Genomic DNA, 16,255 nt, shown 5'->3' with positions numbered 1-16,255 from the left:
GCAGTTTCCTGAATGTGATATGACGCTACGTAAAGTGAATTTCAAAAACATTTTTAGAAGTTTCATCGCAAGGGGGGAAATTATGAAATTCAAATTGCTTGCGCAAAGCGTACTTTTCGGTGCGGGGCTGTTGATGGTTGGCCTAACGCCGGCGCAGTCTCAGACCCGCGAGGAAAGTCAGGGCATGGTTCTGCTGCGCGGTTTGCCGACGTTGGATACAAATCACAGCATCGCGATTGTCGAGCTGGATCCGGAATCCGACCAGTTCGGAGAGCTACTGAGCGAAGTTGAACAGCCGGATATTCAGCATCCATTGCATCACCTCTACTACAGCCCGAATGGGCGTCTCTATTCGACCGGGTTGGACCCGTCCTGCAGTCTGGCTGAAATTGGACTGTCCCGCGATTCCAGCGGAACGCCTGTGATCGAAGGCTTTACCTGTCTGGATACCCAAGGGCAGATCGTTGGCGAGGACATCATGTGGGCCACGTCGAAGGGGCAGGAGTATATGTTCGTGACCTTCATGGGTGGCACTGGAGGCGATGATGGCGGCTCGGTCGGTGTTTTCGACACTCAGACCAACGAGGTGGTCAAAATTATCGAAGCACGCAAAAGCCAAGTCGGCGAGGGTGAGCCATATATCATGTACCCACACGGGATATCTGCGTTCGACGACCGCATGGTGGTCACCTCGACGATACATCCCGATATGACGACTGGCGTTGGAAATGTGTTGACGATCATAGACCTCAACACGCTTGAACCCATCCAAAACATCGTGGTGGAAAACGAAAAGCCGTTGGATTTTCCGTCTTCACCTGTCGAGGTGCTGTTCGCACGACCTGACATGCATGCTGACATTGAACCAGCCATTCTGGCCAATACGATGTTCGGATTCGAGACCTGGAAAATCCCCTATGACGCCGGTTCCAAAACCTTTGGAGAAGCCGAAGTCATATATAGTGGCGTGGCCAATGAAACCGCTGTTCCGCTCGAGTTCTATGGCACTGAAGATGAACTGTTCATCTCTCATGGATTACCGGGTGTTGTGAAGCGCTATGAAATGGCCGCACTGCCCGAGCTTGTGTCCAGCGGGCCGGACATAGTTGCTGATCCGGGTGCACATCACATGATCTTTTTCACGTCCGCTTCGGGCCGAGACCTGATCGCCGTTCAAAATAACCTGCTCAATCTGGGCAACGCCGCTGATGACGACCCAACGGATGTGGATTTTATTGCCGACCTGAACGCACACACGATCACGATCCATGATCTTGAGACCGGCGAACGTATCGCCGAGGTCAATTTCAAGGAGCGCTACAACAAAGGCGTGGACAACGTTGAAGGGCTGTTCGGTTCGGGTTTTGTGCACCACCACTAATGCTCTGGGGGCGCTATGCTTCGGGTGTTTTTGACAGCGGCCGTCGCTGTGGTGATCGCGGCGACGGCGTGGGTCTTCTGGGACCGTGCACGCGGGCCGACGGCAACGCCGATTGCTGGCTTCTCGGCGCCCTTCGTATTTGGACGCTTTGCTGTGCCCGCGGACAACCCGCTGACGGAAGAGGCCTTTGCTCTTGGGCGGCACCTGTTTTATGACCCCATCCTGTCCGGCAACAATCAGGTGTCCTGCGCGACATGCCACGTGCAGGCCCTTGCGTTTACCGATGGATTGGCAAAATCACCCGCACTGACGGGCGGAGAGCTGGAGTTCAGCTCCATGAGTTTGACCAACCTTCTTTGGGGCCAAGAGCGGTTCTTCTGGGACGGTCGCGCAACGTCGTTGGAAGCGCAGGCGCTGATGCCGATTCAACACCCGGACGAGATGGATCAGGACTTGGATGCGCTGATCACGGAACTGCAGGCATCCCGCGACTATCGACGGATGTTCCGCAAGGCATACGGGGAAGTCAGCGCCGAAAACGTGGCCCGGGCGTTGTCGACCTTCATGCGAATGCTGATTTCGACGGATTCAAAATACGACAGGTTTCTGCGTGGCGAAGTGCGTTTGACCGCGCAGGAAGAACATGGCCGCAAACTATTCATGGCGCATCCGGACATCAAGGTTTCATTACGTGGTGGGAACTGCATCGACTGCCACAGCCAGTTTTTGACTTCCGGGTTTCGGGATGCATTGGATGGGTTTTCAAACAATGGGCTGGATTCCGATGGCGACCTGCCGGATGGCCTGATGGCCGTGACCGGCAATCCGGCGCACAAAGGCTTCTTCAAAGTGCCGACACTGCGCAACATCGCCGTAACCGCGCCTTACATGCATGATGGTCGGTTCGAGACATTGGAAGAGGTCATGGATCACTACAATGACGGGATTGTCGTTAGCGATACGCTCAGCCCTTTGATCCTTGAAGCCGACAATGCACCAGAGGCCGGGCAGGGCACTGTGGGCCTGCGTATGACACCCGACGAGGTGCAGTCCATCATCGCGTTCCTGCACACGCTGACGGATGAGGACTTTCTGACAAACACACAGTTTTCCAATCCGTTCGAAGGAGACAGCTGATGCGTATTTGGGTGACGGGACTTGCGATACTGTTGGTCGTTGGCGGAGCGCTGTTCTTTGCTCTTGGTCCTCAGCGCACCACATCGATCACCTTGACCTTTCACGCGAAGATGGGTGACGATCCGTTGGTATTTGATGAGTTCGTGTACGAAAACCCCAGCGGGCCCGGCACGTTCAGGGTTCGTGACTTCCGGCTCTACCTCAGCAACCTGACCCTCTCGCAAGATGGGGCGCTGTTTACTGAGCCTGACAGCTATCATCTGCTCCGGTTCGACAATCCGGAAACAACTCATTCGATCAGGCTGAACGACATTCCCTTGAGCAGCATTGAGCACATCCGTTTCATGATCGGCGTAGACCCAGAAGCCAATGGCTCGATCCAAGCGCGGGGGGATCTTGATCCCAACAGTCAAATGGCATGGAATTGGGAGGTCGGCTATAAATTCGTCGTGATGGAAGGAACGCTGCGCATTGGCGCAGAGGTCTCGCCGTTGGTCTATCACGTTGGGTTTTCGGAAAACGCGCGCGAGGTCGATATCCAGTTGCCACCGGATATCGCTGTTGAGGGCGATGTGGACCTGCACATGAACGTCGATGTTGCAAAGCTATTTGACGGGCCAACGCAAATTGATCTGCAAAAGCTCTCATCGGTCAAATTCAACCGCGAAGACGCCGCCATGCTGGCCGACAACTACGCGGTCATGATCACCCCGTCGTTTTAGTGACTTTGGATAGGGTAAGGTTTGAAGGGCTAAAAGAGCCCCTCAGAACCGATAAGTCGCACCAATCATGGGGCCGGACTGTTCGAACGTGAAATCGTTGCCGTCAATCTCGTGATCGAAAGAGATATAGCGGTAACCGCCGCGGATCACCCACCTGTCGTTGATTTCATAATCCGCAGTCAGCAAGACCTGCCATGTTTCGCTGTCGCTGCTGAAGCCGCCGTAATCAAAAAAGCCAGTGCCAGACCACCTGTCGTTGAAAGCGACGCGGGCTCGGACACCGATGACCGGGTCTGTCCAGCTTTCATCGACACTGACAGACCGGCCCGGGGCTGCTCCGGGAAGGACGGTGAAATCCGTCTGTGTGCGAAACCAGCGGAAACCGCCGACCAAGTCCACATAGGACGTATCTGTAGTATAAGCCCGGTACCCGACATAGCCGCTGAAAAATTGCGTTGTGAGAGAGGTTTCAAGACCAGAACTTGCCGGACCAGGCGTACCATTGCTGAAAGAGACGTCCACATAGTTGTAGTCGGCCAATAGTGACCATCGCCCGTTCGATGCACCAAAGACGCCCATGAAGGCCAGATCGAGATTTTCTAGCGCGTCAGAGAAGCTGAGCGTTCCATCAACGGTGCCGCGGGCTGTTTCCTGCGTAACCTCCGTTTCAGGCATGAACAGGTATATTGTTGCCTCATAGGACCAATCGGACTGCTGCGCCACAGCGGCAGTTGTCATTGGTATCCAGACCGCCACGGCCCACGCAGCGGTTGTTATTTCCCTCTTAAAGACCATTTTGATCCTCCGTTTGTTCCAATTTGGCAATCTGATCTGATTGCTCACTCATTCAGCGGCTTCGCCAGACTGTTGAACGCGCGGTCCGACACGGTTGATATCGGTTTCCGGAAAGAACTCGGACCAGACATGCCAGAAAACACCGGCACGCAGGGTCTCGACGCGTTGCAATTTTCCCTGATCCGACATTCCCCAGAAATCGCAGCGGGTGATGGGCTGACCTCTGTCATTGTACCAAAAGCCGAGGCTTTCGTACTTTGGGTCCAGACTGACAACCACGTCACGCCCACCGACATTTGCGTTTACGATCCAGTCATTCTCGACCACGAAATCATCGGTCCAGCAGGCAGCGTCGTTGCCGATCGTGATGCCCCAGACATAGGTCTTGTTCGGAAGCCGATTGTCCGAACTGTCCATGTTGTCCATGACGGGCGCATCTTCCTGATGCTGGCGCGCGATCCCCCAGCCAAATGTTATCTCCGTCACCATATCCAGCAGCCGCAAAAACGGGTTCGGCGAGGGCTTGTTCAGATACACCTCGCCATCGGGAAACGCTTTTTGAAATCCGCGGAACGTCATCCGATACGTGGGCCAGGGCTGCATCTTTGCGTCAGGGCGCACAGGGCAGGCAGGTCCGTCCGCGCCAGTATCGCGATCCGCCTCGCGAAACCCATAGATCTGCTGGATGGGTTCCCCGGTTTCGTTGTCCCGCAGGATCAGGTTGTTGCCATGTTGGGCCAGAACCTCAAGATCCAGGCGGTTACCCTCGATGCGTGGGGCATACCCTTGCCCAAGGTTGGCCATCGCGCAAAAGGTCATGACGATATCTTCGCCACCCAGCCCGTCGGCATTGCCGGCCAAATGGGGCCGCATGATTTGCGCATCGGGATGCGCCCGGGCATGGCCGTTGTTTTCAATAACGATGACCGGCGCGGTCGGGCCGATGAATTTTAGCGCCTCGGAAATGGGAAAGAAGGCCGCAGTGTTGAGTTGATTCCTCAGCCCCAGATGGACCCACACATAGGGAAAGCCATACAAAACCAAAACCAGAAGCGCCGCAATCAGCCACAGCCAGAATGGGCCGCCGCCCAGAATGAAATGCGCAAGTGTTGCGACGGCGAACCCGCCCAAACCTACAGCAATCAGGCGGTACTCGTGCCGGATAAACCGGATCATGTTCTTGCGTTTAACCTTAAGCACCATTTGCGAAATGTCGCCAAGATCGCGGAAATAGACGAACCCGATACCCAGTGAAACGACTAAACCCAGAGCGAAAATGAAGTTTCCTGCCATATGTTTATCCTGATTTCGGGTTCCAATAGACCGCCTGCAGGAAAACCGCGGGCGGTCAGGAATTATTGCTGCGGTGACGCGCGTTTTATGAGAAACGCGTCGACTGCGAGTTGAGTTTCGGGGCGGATGTTTTCGATCCCTTCGTATGGCACGCCATAGGCGGGTGCCGTGTCGGGGAATTTCTCTTTGCGGGCCATGTGGCGGCCAAGGATGCGTGCGAATTCCTGCCCGCCCCAGGCGCCAACCTCTGTCGAGACAGAGTATTCTTCACGTGTGTCCCGGTAGAGATCAAAGAATTTTGCCAGAATAGCGCTTTCCCCCGGTCCCGGCAGTTTCAGCTTTAACTGATCTTTCACGACCGCCTCGGGCTTGTTCACCGAATAGACGATCACGTGATCACGACGAGCCTTAGTTTCGTCGGCAAACAGTAGGGCGGCAGACTGGTCCACTCCATCCACCAGCCTATCCCGCGGAATGTATTGATCTGCCCCGGCAAAGCGCGACAATGTCGTATAGAGATCCGAGACATGGATGATGCTGTTGAGCAATCCGTCCGCCTCAATCATGCCCGGCCAGCGGATGAAAGCATCGACACGGATTCCGCCCTCGGTCGTGTCACCCTTGCCGCCAGCATAGATCAGCGGGGTGAACCCGGATTGCGGCGCATACTTGGTGAAATGGCCATTGTCGCCCATGACCACAACCACAGTGTTTTCCGTCAGGCCCAGCTCTTCCAGCCGTGCGAACAAGTCACCCAGCCACTGATCGAGCAACTGCATCTTGTCCACATACAGACCACCATTCACGCTCTCTGGTCCCGACCGTCCGGCGCGGGTGTTATCCAGCGGGATCATCGGCCAGTATTGCAGGAAAAACGGGTCTTCACCGCCTGCAAGACGGTCCAGTTCTTCCAGCGTCTTGTCCTGAAACGCCTGGTTCATCTCGTCGTACTTGGCTGCGTTCCAGCGCTCACCGGTTTCCATACGGATTTCGCGGATCGGACCGCCGGTTTCCCCCTCGATAACTGTCATCATCGCGGCAGAGTCCGGTCTGAACCAACCGTCCAGCGTGTACTTGTCGTCATAGTCCTGGATCGCGACCGAGACCTGCTCTTTGATCGCGTCGTCGTTGAAGATGGTCAACTGACCCTGCTGATGGATGGCGTGTTGGGCATAATCAAAACCCTGATTCATCGCCCAGCTTTCAGCGATATCACCCATGTGCCATTTGCCAACATGACTGGTAGCATAGCCCGCCTGTTTCAACACCTCAGCCAGCGTCACCTCATCGCCGGGCAAACCAAAGCCAGCGATATCAACGGTCGTATCGCCCATGCCCATTCGCACAGGCAAACGCCCGGTCATTTGCGCCACGCGGGTCGGCGTACACGAAGGCTCAGTGTACATCCGCACCATCCGCAGTGCCTGATCTGAGAAATCGTTGATGTTCGGAGTCTCATATCCCCGAACGGCGTTAAGCTCGGGAATTCCCATGTCGCCAAAGCCCATATCATCGATCAAGACACTGATGATATTCGGAGGAGTTCCCCCGTTGCTTTCCCGAAACGCAGCCAGTGCTTGGTCAACGGCCGCGTCATCCTGCGCCCATTGCGATCCAAGCTGTGCTTGAAGGATATAGAATTCCGCATCGTGTTGAATTGGGTTTTCCTGCGCTTCAGCTGATAAGGCTGCAAAGCCCATCGACAACACAAAAACACACTGCAATTTCATTCCAATCTCCCCTTCAGAATGCCGACTCCACAGCGCAGGCTGTTTGTCATATTGAAACATTATTATATTTGCTGTTGAAACGCTACGCTGCAAAAGCCGGGTGGAGGCTACCTCTCGATCTTTTGGGAAAGTCCGTCACACGCCGGCCGTATGCCACGTGTCTTAGCGGTTGACGGGCGGAACCCCGGAAGGTTGCGCAAAACCACGCGGAATGTACGAGCGCAGCGGCGTGGGTGAACGGCGTGTTTCTGTTCGTCAAACACTTGGTCCGAACACTGACCAACCGGTTGCGCGGACCAGTTCCTGAAATGCAATGCTTGCCAAATGAGAGTTGCCTTTTGCGTCCAGTCCCGGGCTCCAGGCTGTGACGGCTGCGACGCCTGGAACAATACACAGGATGCCGCCGCCGACACCGCTTTTGGCAGGAAGTCCGACGCGGAATGCAAACTCGCCCGAGGCGTCATAAGATCCACACATCATCATCAGCGCAGTCACTCTGCGGGCGCGCTGCGCGGACAGAACGGTTGAACCGTCTGCAGGGTTCTGGCCTGCGGCGGCCAAATAGCGGCCCGCAACCGACAACTGACGACACGACATGGCGATGCTGCATTGGCGGAAATATAGCGACAGAACATCTTCGACCGGCGCTTTTAGGTTTCCCTCGGCTTTCATGAAATGTGCAAGTGCCCGGTTTCTGGACCCTGTCCGCATCTCAGAGTCTGCAACAGCCTTGTCAACTTGAATGGACTGATCCTCTGCGAGCGTCCGGCAAAGATTCAGTACATCGTTGACCGCCTCATCCGAGCTTCGGTCTTCAAGCAGAACGTCGGCCACGACGATGGCGCCGGGGTTTATGAAAGGGTTTCTGGGAATTCCACGTTCATGTTCGAGCTGGACGATCGAGTTAAACGGATCGCCCGAAGGTTCGCGCCCCACACGTTGCCAAAGGGTCGCGCCCACATGTTGCAGGGCTTCTGTCAGCGAAAAAACCTTGGAAATGCTTTGAATGGAAAACAGCGTGTCCGCATTTCCGGCCGAAACAGGCGCGCCGTCAATGGGCGCGACAGCGATGCCGAACTGGTTCAGGTCAACCATGGCAAGCTCAGGAATGTACTGGGCAACCTTCCCGCGGTCAGACATACCTGCGACGCGGTCGGCAATGTCATCCAGAATGACCTGCAACTCACCGGTTTCAATCACGCTGGGTCTCGGCATATGCCTCCTCCGTCCAGACCGAGTGATCAACGCCCTTGTCAAATTCAGGGAATTTGCTTGCCACAAAGCGGGGCTCAAGATTCTGTCTGCGCTGTGCGAAATAGTCCACGGTCAGTTTGTACACCGTGCCCGACAGCAGCACGATGGCGACCAGGTTGATGGTTGCCATTACACCCATGGCTGCGTCTGCAAAATTGAACACTGTGCTGACCGCTTGCACAGCGCCCCAGACGACCATGGCAAGACAACCCAGGCGCAAAATGTAGATGGGCACTTTGCCTTCCAGCTTCAGAAACGTCATGGCGTTCTCTGCGTATGAGTAATTGCCCAATATCGACGTAAAGCCAAAAAACACGATTGCGATTGCGATAAAATGGCGACCGATCTCACCCAGATGGACCGCTGCCGCATCCTGAGTTAGCCGCATGCCGGTGGCCCCGTCCGGTTCGATAGCGCCAGACAGCAGGATCAGCAATGCGGTCGCGGTGGCGACCAGTATCGTATCCACGAAACAGCCAAACGCCTGAACCAAACCCTGGCTCGAAGGGTGGTGCGGTTCCGGTGTAGCAACGGCTGCGATGTTGGGGGCCGAACCCATGCCGGCCTCGTTTGAAAACAATCCGCGCTTGATGCCATTGAGCGCTGCGGCCATTACGCCGCCCGTGACGCCGCCTGCGGCCTCCTGAAGGCCAAAGGCCCCTGCAACGATGGACCACAGCATTGCAGGCACCTGTGGAAGGTTCAGGATAACGACGACACAGGCCAGCAACAGGTACAGCCCGGCCATAAGTGGGACGACGATTTCGGCAAATCGCGCAATGGTTCGGATGCCGCCAAAGATGACCACAGCAGCCGCTGCCGCCAGCGCCAGACCGGCAATCAATTTGTTCAGCCCAAACGCGCCTTGGAACGCCTCGGCGATTGAGTTGGATTGGACGGCGACAAAAACCAAACCGAAACTGACGATCAGGCAGATCGAAAAGATTACTCCTGCCCAGGGCGCGTTCAGGGCATTGGCCATATAAAAAGCAGGACCGCCACGGAACCGTCCGTTTGAAGACGTGACCTTGTAAAGCTGCGCCAGTGTGCTTTCGGAATAAGCCGTGGCCATACCGACCAGGGCCACGATCCACATCCAGAAGATTGCGCCAGGGCCACCCAGGGTTAAAGCCACCGCGACACCGGCCAGATTCCCAGTGCCAACGCGTGACGCCAGACTAACGGTCAGTGCCTGAAACGGTGTAATTCCGCGTTTGTCAGTAGATTTGGACGAGGTCAGAACACGGATCATCTCGCCGAAATGTAGAAACTGCAGCGCGCCCAGACGAATGGTAAAAAATATGCCGACGCCGAGCAACCCGTAGATCAGGACGTAGTTCCAAAGAATAGAGTTAATGCCGTTAACAATTGCTTCCACCGTCCGCCTCCTGAGAATTCAGACCGTTCGAAAAAGCAGCTAAAATACGATGCTTATTCTTCCATCATGCACGAAGGGAGGGTCGCCGAGTCAAGCTTCAAACCCGAAAATCGGCGAAACGCCCGGGCATATACAATTGATTTAGCGATAAGAATTCATTCGGGTGACGACGTCTTGCGCGAATTCGACAACAGACTGACCTGCATGTTCCGAAGGTTGCGAGCGCGCTGCGAAAAACGCATTCGGGGCGCAGACCGTCCCGAATGCCATAGTCATAAAAGCGTCCAGATGAAGTGTGCTTTGCCTATTCAGCGGCCATCTGTGCCGAAGGTGTCGACATCGAAATCACGCGCTCGTCTTCGGTCATGTCTTCTTCGATCCCGTCGAAAAGTGGTGTGGAAAGATAGCGCTCGCCCGTGTCTGGCAACATCACCAGCAGAACGGATCCCTGTGGCGCTTGCTCGGCCACCTTCATAGCAACAGCAAACGTCGAGCCACCAGATATTCCCGTGAAAATCCCTTCTTCCGACGCCAGCCTCCTGGACCATTCAATCCCCTCGGCACCAGGGACAGGGATCAATTCATCATAGTAATCCTTGTCGATCGCCTCTTGCAGAACCCATGGGATAAAGTCTGGGGTCCAGCCTTGAATCGGATGTGGCTCAAAATTCGGATGGCTTTCCGTGGGTTGGTGACCTTCGTTGCGGGTGTTTGTATAACCCGATGACACAATCGCCGCGTTGGCGGGTTCTGTCAGGATGATTTTCGTGCCGGGGCGCTCTGCCCGAAGAACGCGTGCGACACCGGAAACGGTCCCGCCGGTGCCATAGCCGGTGACCCAGTAATCCAGCCGCTCACCTTCGAAATCTGCCATGATTTCTCGGGCAGTGGTGTTCTCGTGGATGTCGGCATTTGCCGACGTCTCGAACTGGCTGGCCAGAAACCATCCATTCTGTTCGGCCAGTTCCTTGGCTTTGACATACATGCCAAAGCCCTTTTGCGCGCGCGGCGTCAGCACGACCTTTGCCCCCAGAAAGCGCATCAGTTTGCGACGCTCGACCGAGAAGCTGTCGGCCATGGTCAGGACCAGAGGATACCCTTTGGCAGCACACACCATCGCAAGGCCGATCCCAGTGTTGCCTGATGTTGCCTCGACCACGGTCTGGCCGGGTTTCAGCCGCCCGTCACGTTCCGCCGCCTCGATAATGTTCAACGCCAAACGATCTTTGACCGAAGAGGCAGGATTGAAAGCCTCGAATTTCACGTAGACCGTGACATGTGACGGCGCGATCTTGTTGATGCGTATGCAAGGCGTGTCACCTACGGTGTCGAGAACACTGTCATAAAGCCGTTTGCGTCCCTCAGTCTGCCGAATTCCCATGGCAATATCCCTCTCTTGGTTGGAAAAATTCGTGCCAGTTTATACCAAGTTCGCTGCTTCGGCGCTTTAAACATTTGTCTTGGGAATGACCGACGAAGTCCCGTGCTGAACCGCCAGTTCAGGATGCCCATAAGCTTTTGGGTACGTCATCGGCACGAATGGGCCTGCGGGAATGACACCGTTCCAGCTTCGGCCGAAATACCCTTGCCGACAGTGATCCAATGAACTGCTGTTCGCCACCCCGGGCAGGTCATGGACGCGACAAAGCCAGCGCCAGAGATACGGGTAGTCAAGGATCTTGGCACCATTCAGCTTCATGCGCAGGTAGTAAACCGGGTCGTGGCGGTAGAGCGTCGGGAAAAGACGCAGATCGGCTTCTGTAAATCGGTCCCCGGTCAGAAAAGGTCTGCCATCGCTGGCCAAGCGGTCTTCCAACTGCGCCAATGTTTTGAAGTAAGTCACGAATCTGGCGGCATAGACGTTTTGATCAGACGAGAACCCGGCCTTGTATGCCCCGTTGTTGATGGCGACGTAGATTTGCACGTTCAGTTCGTCAATTTCAGCCCGGATCGCAGGATCATCCGGGTAGAGGTTGGGCCGGTTGGCTTCATTGCAGTAGCTGCCCAGCAGCGCTGCATTGCCATTCAGCATTCGAATGATCTCGGCGCTTTCATTGTTCACGATACGGCCGGCTATTTTGTCATACAGGATTGGGACTGAACGTTCTTCTGAGCCTTCAGCCCGGTAAATTTCGCGAACCAACCTGAAACCTTGTCCCGTTGCGGTTTCCAAGGTGCATTCAGGCAACGTTGCCCCAGTTGCTGAAGCAACAAGCTCGGGGGCGAACTGCCAGTTGTTCGGACCCTCTGGGTCGTCTTCTGTGGTGCGATTGGGAAAGGCCACATCCATCGAAATGCTGTCCTGCAAACCCAACACATTGCGCGCCAGCGTCACCCGATGACACCATGGGCAATTCAGCGCAACAAACAGGTGATAGCGCCCTGGTTCAGCCGGGAACTCTGGATCGCCGATAGCATGTCGGAAGCCACTGACGCCGCGCACGAACTCTCCTTGTGCGCGGCGCTCTGCGGCATTGGCCTGATCTTCCTGTTTGGATTGATCGGTCATGCTTGGCTTTAACCTCTTAGCCGGTGGTGAAGGATGATTGGGACGGCAAGGTCTTCCTCATCGCTCAGGTGCCGTTTCAGAAAGGCCTCGATGGCCTCTGAGGTGTCGCGCAGAGATCCGACTTCGGATCGGGCCTGAGCCTCATCCAATTGAATGAGCTTGATCACACGATTGGCCGTCCTTGTGTATTGGTCAAGAACCAGATCGAGATCGGCATGGTCTTTTTCCAAAACCTCTAGCCCGGCGTCAAAACGGGCATCCGCAGCAGAAAGCTCGGGGAAGTAGCTATGATCTTCCCAACCGTGATGGCCGTGCAAGTTTCCAACAAGCGCGTCTCCGTAATAGGACAGGCGCGCGGCATACTCTTCGGGGGAAAGGTCCTTTTCAAGATAGCTTTCTGCATCGGAGCGAACCAGCCGGGCAAGGCGCCGAAACATCAGATGGGCACCCAGCCAGTGGCGGGTTTTCTCGGTGAAGCCAGGGTGTGCTTCCCAGCTGTCGCGTGGATATTGATCGAGCAAGATCTGCATCTCGCCTGGCATATCAGCGGTGCGAATGTTGTATGTATCAAGCATGCGCTTACTCCTTTCCGCAAACATGTGTGTGGAAAACTCGTACCGTTAGGCTCAAAGGTGCACAGTTGGTGTCTATCACTGCACATCGTTAGTTTTGTGTCGCTCAAATTCGCCAGTTTGGTGCGCATGCCAAGCTCTGGCGGAATAAACCAGAAGTTCAGGCGAGGAAATTGCGCTGCATAGCGAGAGTTTGGACCCTGCGGTAAAGCGGCATTTCGCCACCCTCGGTGGCAGGCGCATTTCTCCCTTTTTGAAATTATGGTCGGTACGGCGTTCTCGCTGATGTTGAGCCGTGATGCGGCTGTTCGAATGGTTTGAAAATCTCTCAGTAAATCAACGAGATCGCATGGATCGACAAACAATGAATGCGACCGCAAACCCTGAGTGTTCAGAGGTTTATGAAGTCGCGAAAAAAATCAGATATGATAGGCGTGAAAGTAATCGAGAGGGTACTCATCAACCACAGAACATTTCTTGGTATTTTCAACTTTGGCATAACAACAGTATGAGACAGGTTGCCGAACTCTACGGGGTCAACGTTGGTCTCTTCAGACGCCAGCAACCTGCGGCTACGCGTGTCCCCGGCTTAGACCCGACGGCAAAATGCTCAATTCCACCTTTGCTCGCTAGAGATGCACAGCGGCTAGCAGCGTCCGAATAGCGCAAGGCATCCCTCCGAGTAGCAGCATCGCCCGTTCCAGTGTCACGCCTGTCCGGTCCGGGAATCCAATCAGCACAGGCGGGTTATCGACGTGCGACGTACCTTGGGACTTAGGGAAGAGGGGCACAAGACGCACCATCTGCGCATCCGTTAGAGAGAAAAGATCAGACATGTTCACCGCTCGGTGTTCGAACCGGGACACACGAAGCCCAATGGAAATCAATGGGTCCTGCGACTAATAGATAGTGTTCACTGCAGAATAGAGCCTGCGAAATCGCCTCAACCGCTGGAAGAGCGCGGCCATGTCAGCGGGCTCGAACCGATCCGTTGTTGGTGGCTGAAGCGCTAGATCGGCTTTGCCCAAAGCACCATTGCCACAGGCTGCCAGACGGGCAGCGCCATAGGCCGGACCGGAACTCGCGCCTTCCGAACGCAAAATGGGCTTGCCCGTCACTGTAGCGATCAGGCCCAGCAGGAGATCCGATTGACTGCCTCCTCCAATTGCTGCCAGTTCCGGGAGATTGTCTATCGTGTCTCCGAAGCTCTGGGCGGCGTCAGCAAAGCAAAAGGCAATTGCCTCGACCACGGAACGACAGAGGTCCGCGCGCGTTGTCGAATCCTCAAGACCAAAGAAACAGGCGCGAATATGCGGATCCCCGAGGGGACTGCGTTCACCTGTCAAATACGGCAGGAAAATCGGCCCGCGATCACCGCTGACCGTTTCAGCAAGCGCAACAACTTCGGCAGCGGACAGCCCCAGTTGGCCGCCAATCCAAGAAATTGGCCTTGCGCCGTTCAACATCGCCGCCATTTGATACCAACGGTCGGGCAAAGTGTGTGCGAACGCATGCACATAGCGTTCAGGATTAGGCTTGTACCGACGGTCCGCCACGAACAGCTGGCCGGACGTCCCGAGGGAAATAAAGCCACGTCCCGGTTCGGTCGCGCCCAGAGATATCGCCCCGGTTGCCGCGTCTCCGCCTCCCGCAACGACGGGCACGCCGGGTTTCAACCCGGTTTCAGCTGCGGCGTGCGCCGTCACGGTTCCGACGACGACGTGGCCGTCGAAAACCTGCGGCAGCCAATCGGGCGCTACATCAGTGGCTTCGGCAATTCCGACGTGCCATTTTCGCGATGCCTGATCGAGCCACATTGTACCGGCTGCATCGGAGGTGTCGGTTGCCAACTCACCATGCAGGCATAACCCGATGTAATCCTTGGGCAGCAGGATATGAGCAAGCTGGGCATAGTGTGCCGGCTCATGTTGTTTCAACCAGGTGATCTTGGGTGCCGTGAAACCCGGCAAAGGGAGGACGCCAGCGATGTGACCAATCTGCGGCTGGGCTGCGCGCAGTTCATCGCATTCACGTATCGCTCTACTGTCATTCCACAGGATCGCCGGGCGGATCGGGCGCAGATTGCGATCCAGCAAAACGGCCCCATGCATCTGACCGGACAACCCGATGCCTTGCACATCCGACAGCGGGACTTGTTTTGCAAGTTGGCTCAATGCATCGCGCGTCGCCTGCCACCAAATATCCGGGTGCTGCTCTGACCAACCAGGCTGCGGCGAGGAAGTCTTTATGTCTACTGAAGACGTTGCAAGAATTCGATCGGTATCTGCACAGACAAGTTTGACCGCAGACGTTCCGATATCAATCCCGAGAAACATTAAATCCCCTTGCCCGCAGAAACGCCGGGACCTTGCATGGCTATTGATTTTTTAGCGCGCGCAAAGAATATGTAAAAATATGATAAGATCAAGGCGGCTCAGATCCGCAGGCAGACTGACATGACCAAAATAAAAAATATGGAAGAGTTCGCAGCCCTCAGTGGCATCTCGCGGCCTACGGTATCCAAGTACTTTCACGATCCCGACAGCGTTCGCCCGACAACACGGGCCCGTATCGAAGAGGCGTTGGAGCGGTTCGACTATCGCCCCAATATTTATGCGGTGAACCAGAACCGGAAGCTGACCAAGAATATCGGCATCGTCGTGCCCTATCTGGCTGATCCGTTCTTTGCCGAAATCGCGCGCTATTTGGAACAAAGCTGTATCGCGGCGGGGTATCGTCCGTCCCTTTTCAGCTCTCATGGTGAGCAAAAACTGGAAAACGACATTCTGGACGGGCTGCAATCCATGAAGCCTGCCGGGGTTTTGTTGGCGCCATTGGGACGGACCTCAGATCAATCAGTGATCGAAAGGTTCTGCGCGAATGTGCCGACTGTATTGTTCGACAGTAACCTAGAAGGTCTGGGTGCCGCGTTTATCGGGTCGGACAATTTCAGCTTTGTGTCGCAAACCGTGGAATACATGATCCGGACGGGCGAGCCCCCGTCATTCTTCGAAATGCGAACACCTGCAAACCCGAACGCCAATAAACGCCGAAAAGCCTATATTGAAGTCATGGAGCGTCTCGGGTTCGAGCCGCATATCATCAAAGTCGACGGTAAGGGCTGGGCGTTTGAAGAGATCGGTCACAAGGGTGCGCTGAAAGTTCTGGCGGAAAATGAGCTGCGAACAAACTCGGTCCTGTGCAGCAATGACCGGCTGGCAATCGGCTTTCTGGCGGCCTGTTACGAACAAGGGATTCGGGTCGGTCGACGGGACGATTGCGCGCTGCGTCTGGCTTCAAATGACGATCATCCCTTCGCAAAATTTACGTGCCCCTCTCTGACCACGGCTGCGCATGACTATGACAACGTTGCCGGGCGTAGCGTTGAAACTCTGTTCGAACTCATTGAAAGTGGAGGGAAATTTGAAACGCGGTCAGAAACATTGTTCCCTGCAAGGCTGGTTTTGAGGGATTCCGCGTAATC

Annotated in this window: 14 protein-coding genes and 1 pseudogene; 4 read left to right on the top strand and 11 right to left on the bottom strand. The window is 55.5% G+C overall.

Translation table 11 applies throughout. The features are described from left to right. The first annotated feature begins 82 nt into the window (after positions 1–82). The 3 genes from AC2FFH_RS02975 to AC2FFH_RS02965 are packed head-to-tail and all read left to right on the top strand — an operon-like array spanning position 83 to position 3,240. Positions 83–1,381, top strand: coding sequence for a hypothetical protein (locus tag AC2FFH_RS02975; RefSeq protein ID WP_496725521.1), 1,299 nt, complete (start codon positions 83–85; stop codon positions 1,379–1,381). 15 nt (positions 1,382–1,396) lie between these two features. Beyond that, positions 1,397–2,518 (top strand): cytochrome-c peroxidase, encoded by a 1,122-nt coding sequence (locus AC2FFH_RS02970; protein WP_496843716.1) that lies wholly within the window; start codon positions 1,397–1,399, stop codon positions 2,516–2,518. Then, positions 2,518–3,240 carry an MbnP family protein gene (locus tag AC2FFH_RS02965; protein WP_496843715.1) on the top strand — a complete coding sequence of 241 codons (723 nt, stop codon included), beginning with the start codon at positions 2,518–2,520 and terminating at the stop codon, positions 3,238–3,240. The genes AC2FFH_RS02970 and AC2FFH_RS02965 overlap by 1 nt, the downstream gene beginning before the upstream one ends. 42 nt (positions 3,241–3,282) lie before the next feature. Here AC2FFH_RS02965 and AC2FFH_RS02960 read toward each other — a convergent pair whose 3' ends face one another. The 11 genes and pseudogenes from AC2FFH_RS02960 to xylB form a co-directional block, all read right to left on the bottom strand. Next, positions 3,283–3,978 (bottom strand): outer membrane protein, encoded by a 696-nt coding sequence (locus tag AC2FFH_RS02960; RefSeq protein ID WP_496843714.1) that lies wholly within the window; start codon positions 3,976–3,978, stop codon positions 3,283–3,285. A 105-nt stretch (positions 3,979–4,083) separates the two neighbouring features. Continuing rightward, a complete protein-coding gene (locus AC2FFH_RS02955; RefSeq protein ID WP_496843713.1) occupies positions 4,084–5,328 on the bottom strand; it encodes a DUF3179 domain-containing (seleno)protein in 1,245 nt (414 codons plus the stop codon). Positions 5,329–5,390: 62 nt separating this feature from the next. After that, positions 5,391–7,058: a sulfatase-like hydrolase/transferase gene (locus AC2FFH_RS02950; RefSeq protein WP_496843712.1), complete on the bottom strand. Its 1,668-nt coding sequence runs from the start codon at positions 7,056–7,058 to the stop codon at positions 5,391–5,393. Between the two features lie 255 nt (positions 7,059–7,313). Then, positions 7,314–8,273 carry a glutaminase gene (locus tag AC2FFH_RS02945; protein ID WP_496843711.1) on the bottom strand — a complete coding sequence of 320 codons (960 nt, stop codon included), beginning with the start codon at positions 8,271–8,273 and terminating at the stop codon, positions 7,314–7,316. Then, positions 8,251–9,690, bottom strand: coding sequence for an alanine/glycine:cation symporter family protein (locus tag AC2FFH_RS02940; RefSeq protein WP_496843710.1), 1,440 nt, complete (start codon positions 9,688–9,690; stop codon positions 8,251–8,253). The genes AC2FFH_RS02945 and AC2FFH_RS02940 overlap by 23 nt, the downstream gene beginning before the upstream one ends. Positions 9,691–9,831: 141 nt before the next feature. Beyond that, positions 9,832–9,966 (bottom strand): hypothetical protein, encoded by a 135-nt coding sequence (locus AC2FFH_RS02935; RefSeq protein WP_496843709.1) that lies wholly within the window; start codon positions 9,964–9,966, stop codon positions 9,832–9,834. 28 nt (positions 9,967–9,994) lie between these two features. Beyond that, positions 9,995–11,071 (bottom strand): PLP-dependent cysteine synthase family protein, encoded by a 1,077-nt coding sequence (locus AC2FFH_RS02930; protein WP_496768723.1) that lies wholly within the window; start codon positions 11,069–11,071, stop codon positions 9,995–9,997. Between the two features lie 66 nt (positions 11,072–11,137). Beyond that, positions 11,138–12,199, bottom strand: a complete 1,062-nt coding sequence (locus AC2FFH_RS02925) for a glutathione S-transferase C-terminal domain-containing protein (protein ID WP_496768721.1) — start codon at positions 12,197–12,199, stop codon at positions 11,138–11,140. A gap of 8 nt (positions 12,200–12,207) precedes the next feature. After that, entirely contained in the window at positions 12,208–12,774 is a 567-nt protein-coding gene (locus AC2FFH_RS02920) for a hemerythrin domain-containing protein (RefSeq protein WP_496768719.1), read from the bottom strand. Between the two features lie 704 nt (positions 12,775–13,478). Beyond that, positions 13,479–13,607 (bottom strand): annotated as a pseudogene (locus tag AC2FFH_RS02915) (IS5/IS1182 family transposase); the annotation flags it as partial. Between the two features lie 63 nt (positions 13,608–13,670). Beyond that, on the bottom strand, positions 13,671–15,107 hold the full coding sequence (gene xylB, locus AC2FFH_RS02910) for a xylulokinase (protein WP_496843708.1): 1,437 nt from the start codon (positions 15,105–15,107) through the stop codon (positions 13,671–13,673). Between the two features lie 120 nt (positions 15,108–15,227). Between xylB and AC2FFH_RS02905 the strand changes: the two genes are divergently transcribed. Then, positions 15,228–16,253 (top strand): LacI family DNA-binding transcriptional regulator, encoded by a 1,026-nt coding sequence (locus AC2FFH_RS02905; RefSeq protein WP_496768716.1) that lies wholly within the window; start codon positions 15,228–15,230, stop codon positions 16,251–16,253. Positions 16,254–16,255: the final 2 nt, after the last annotated feature.

This window comes from Ruegeria sp. YTSC003 (assembly GCF_059609785.1).
Note: the sequence above shows the minus strand (reverse complement) of the source record. Positions and strands in the feature narration are given on the sequence as shown.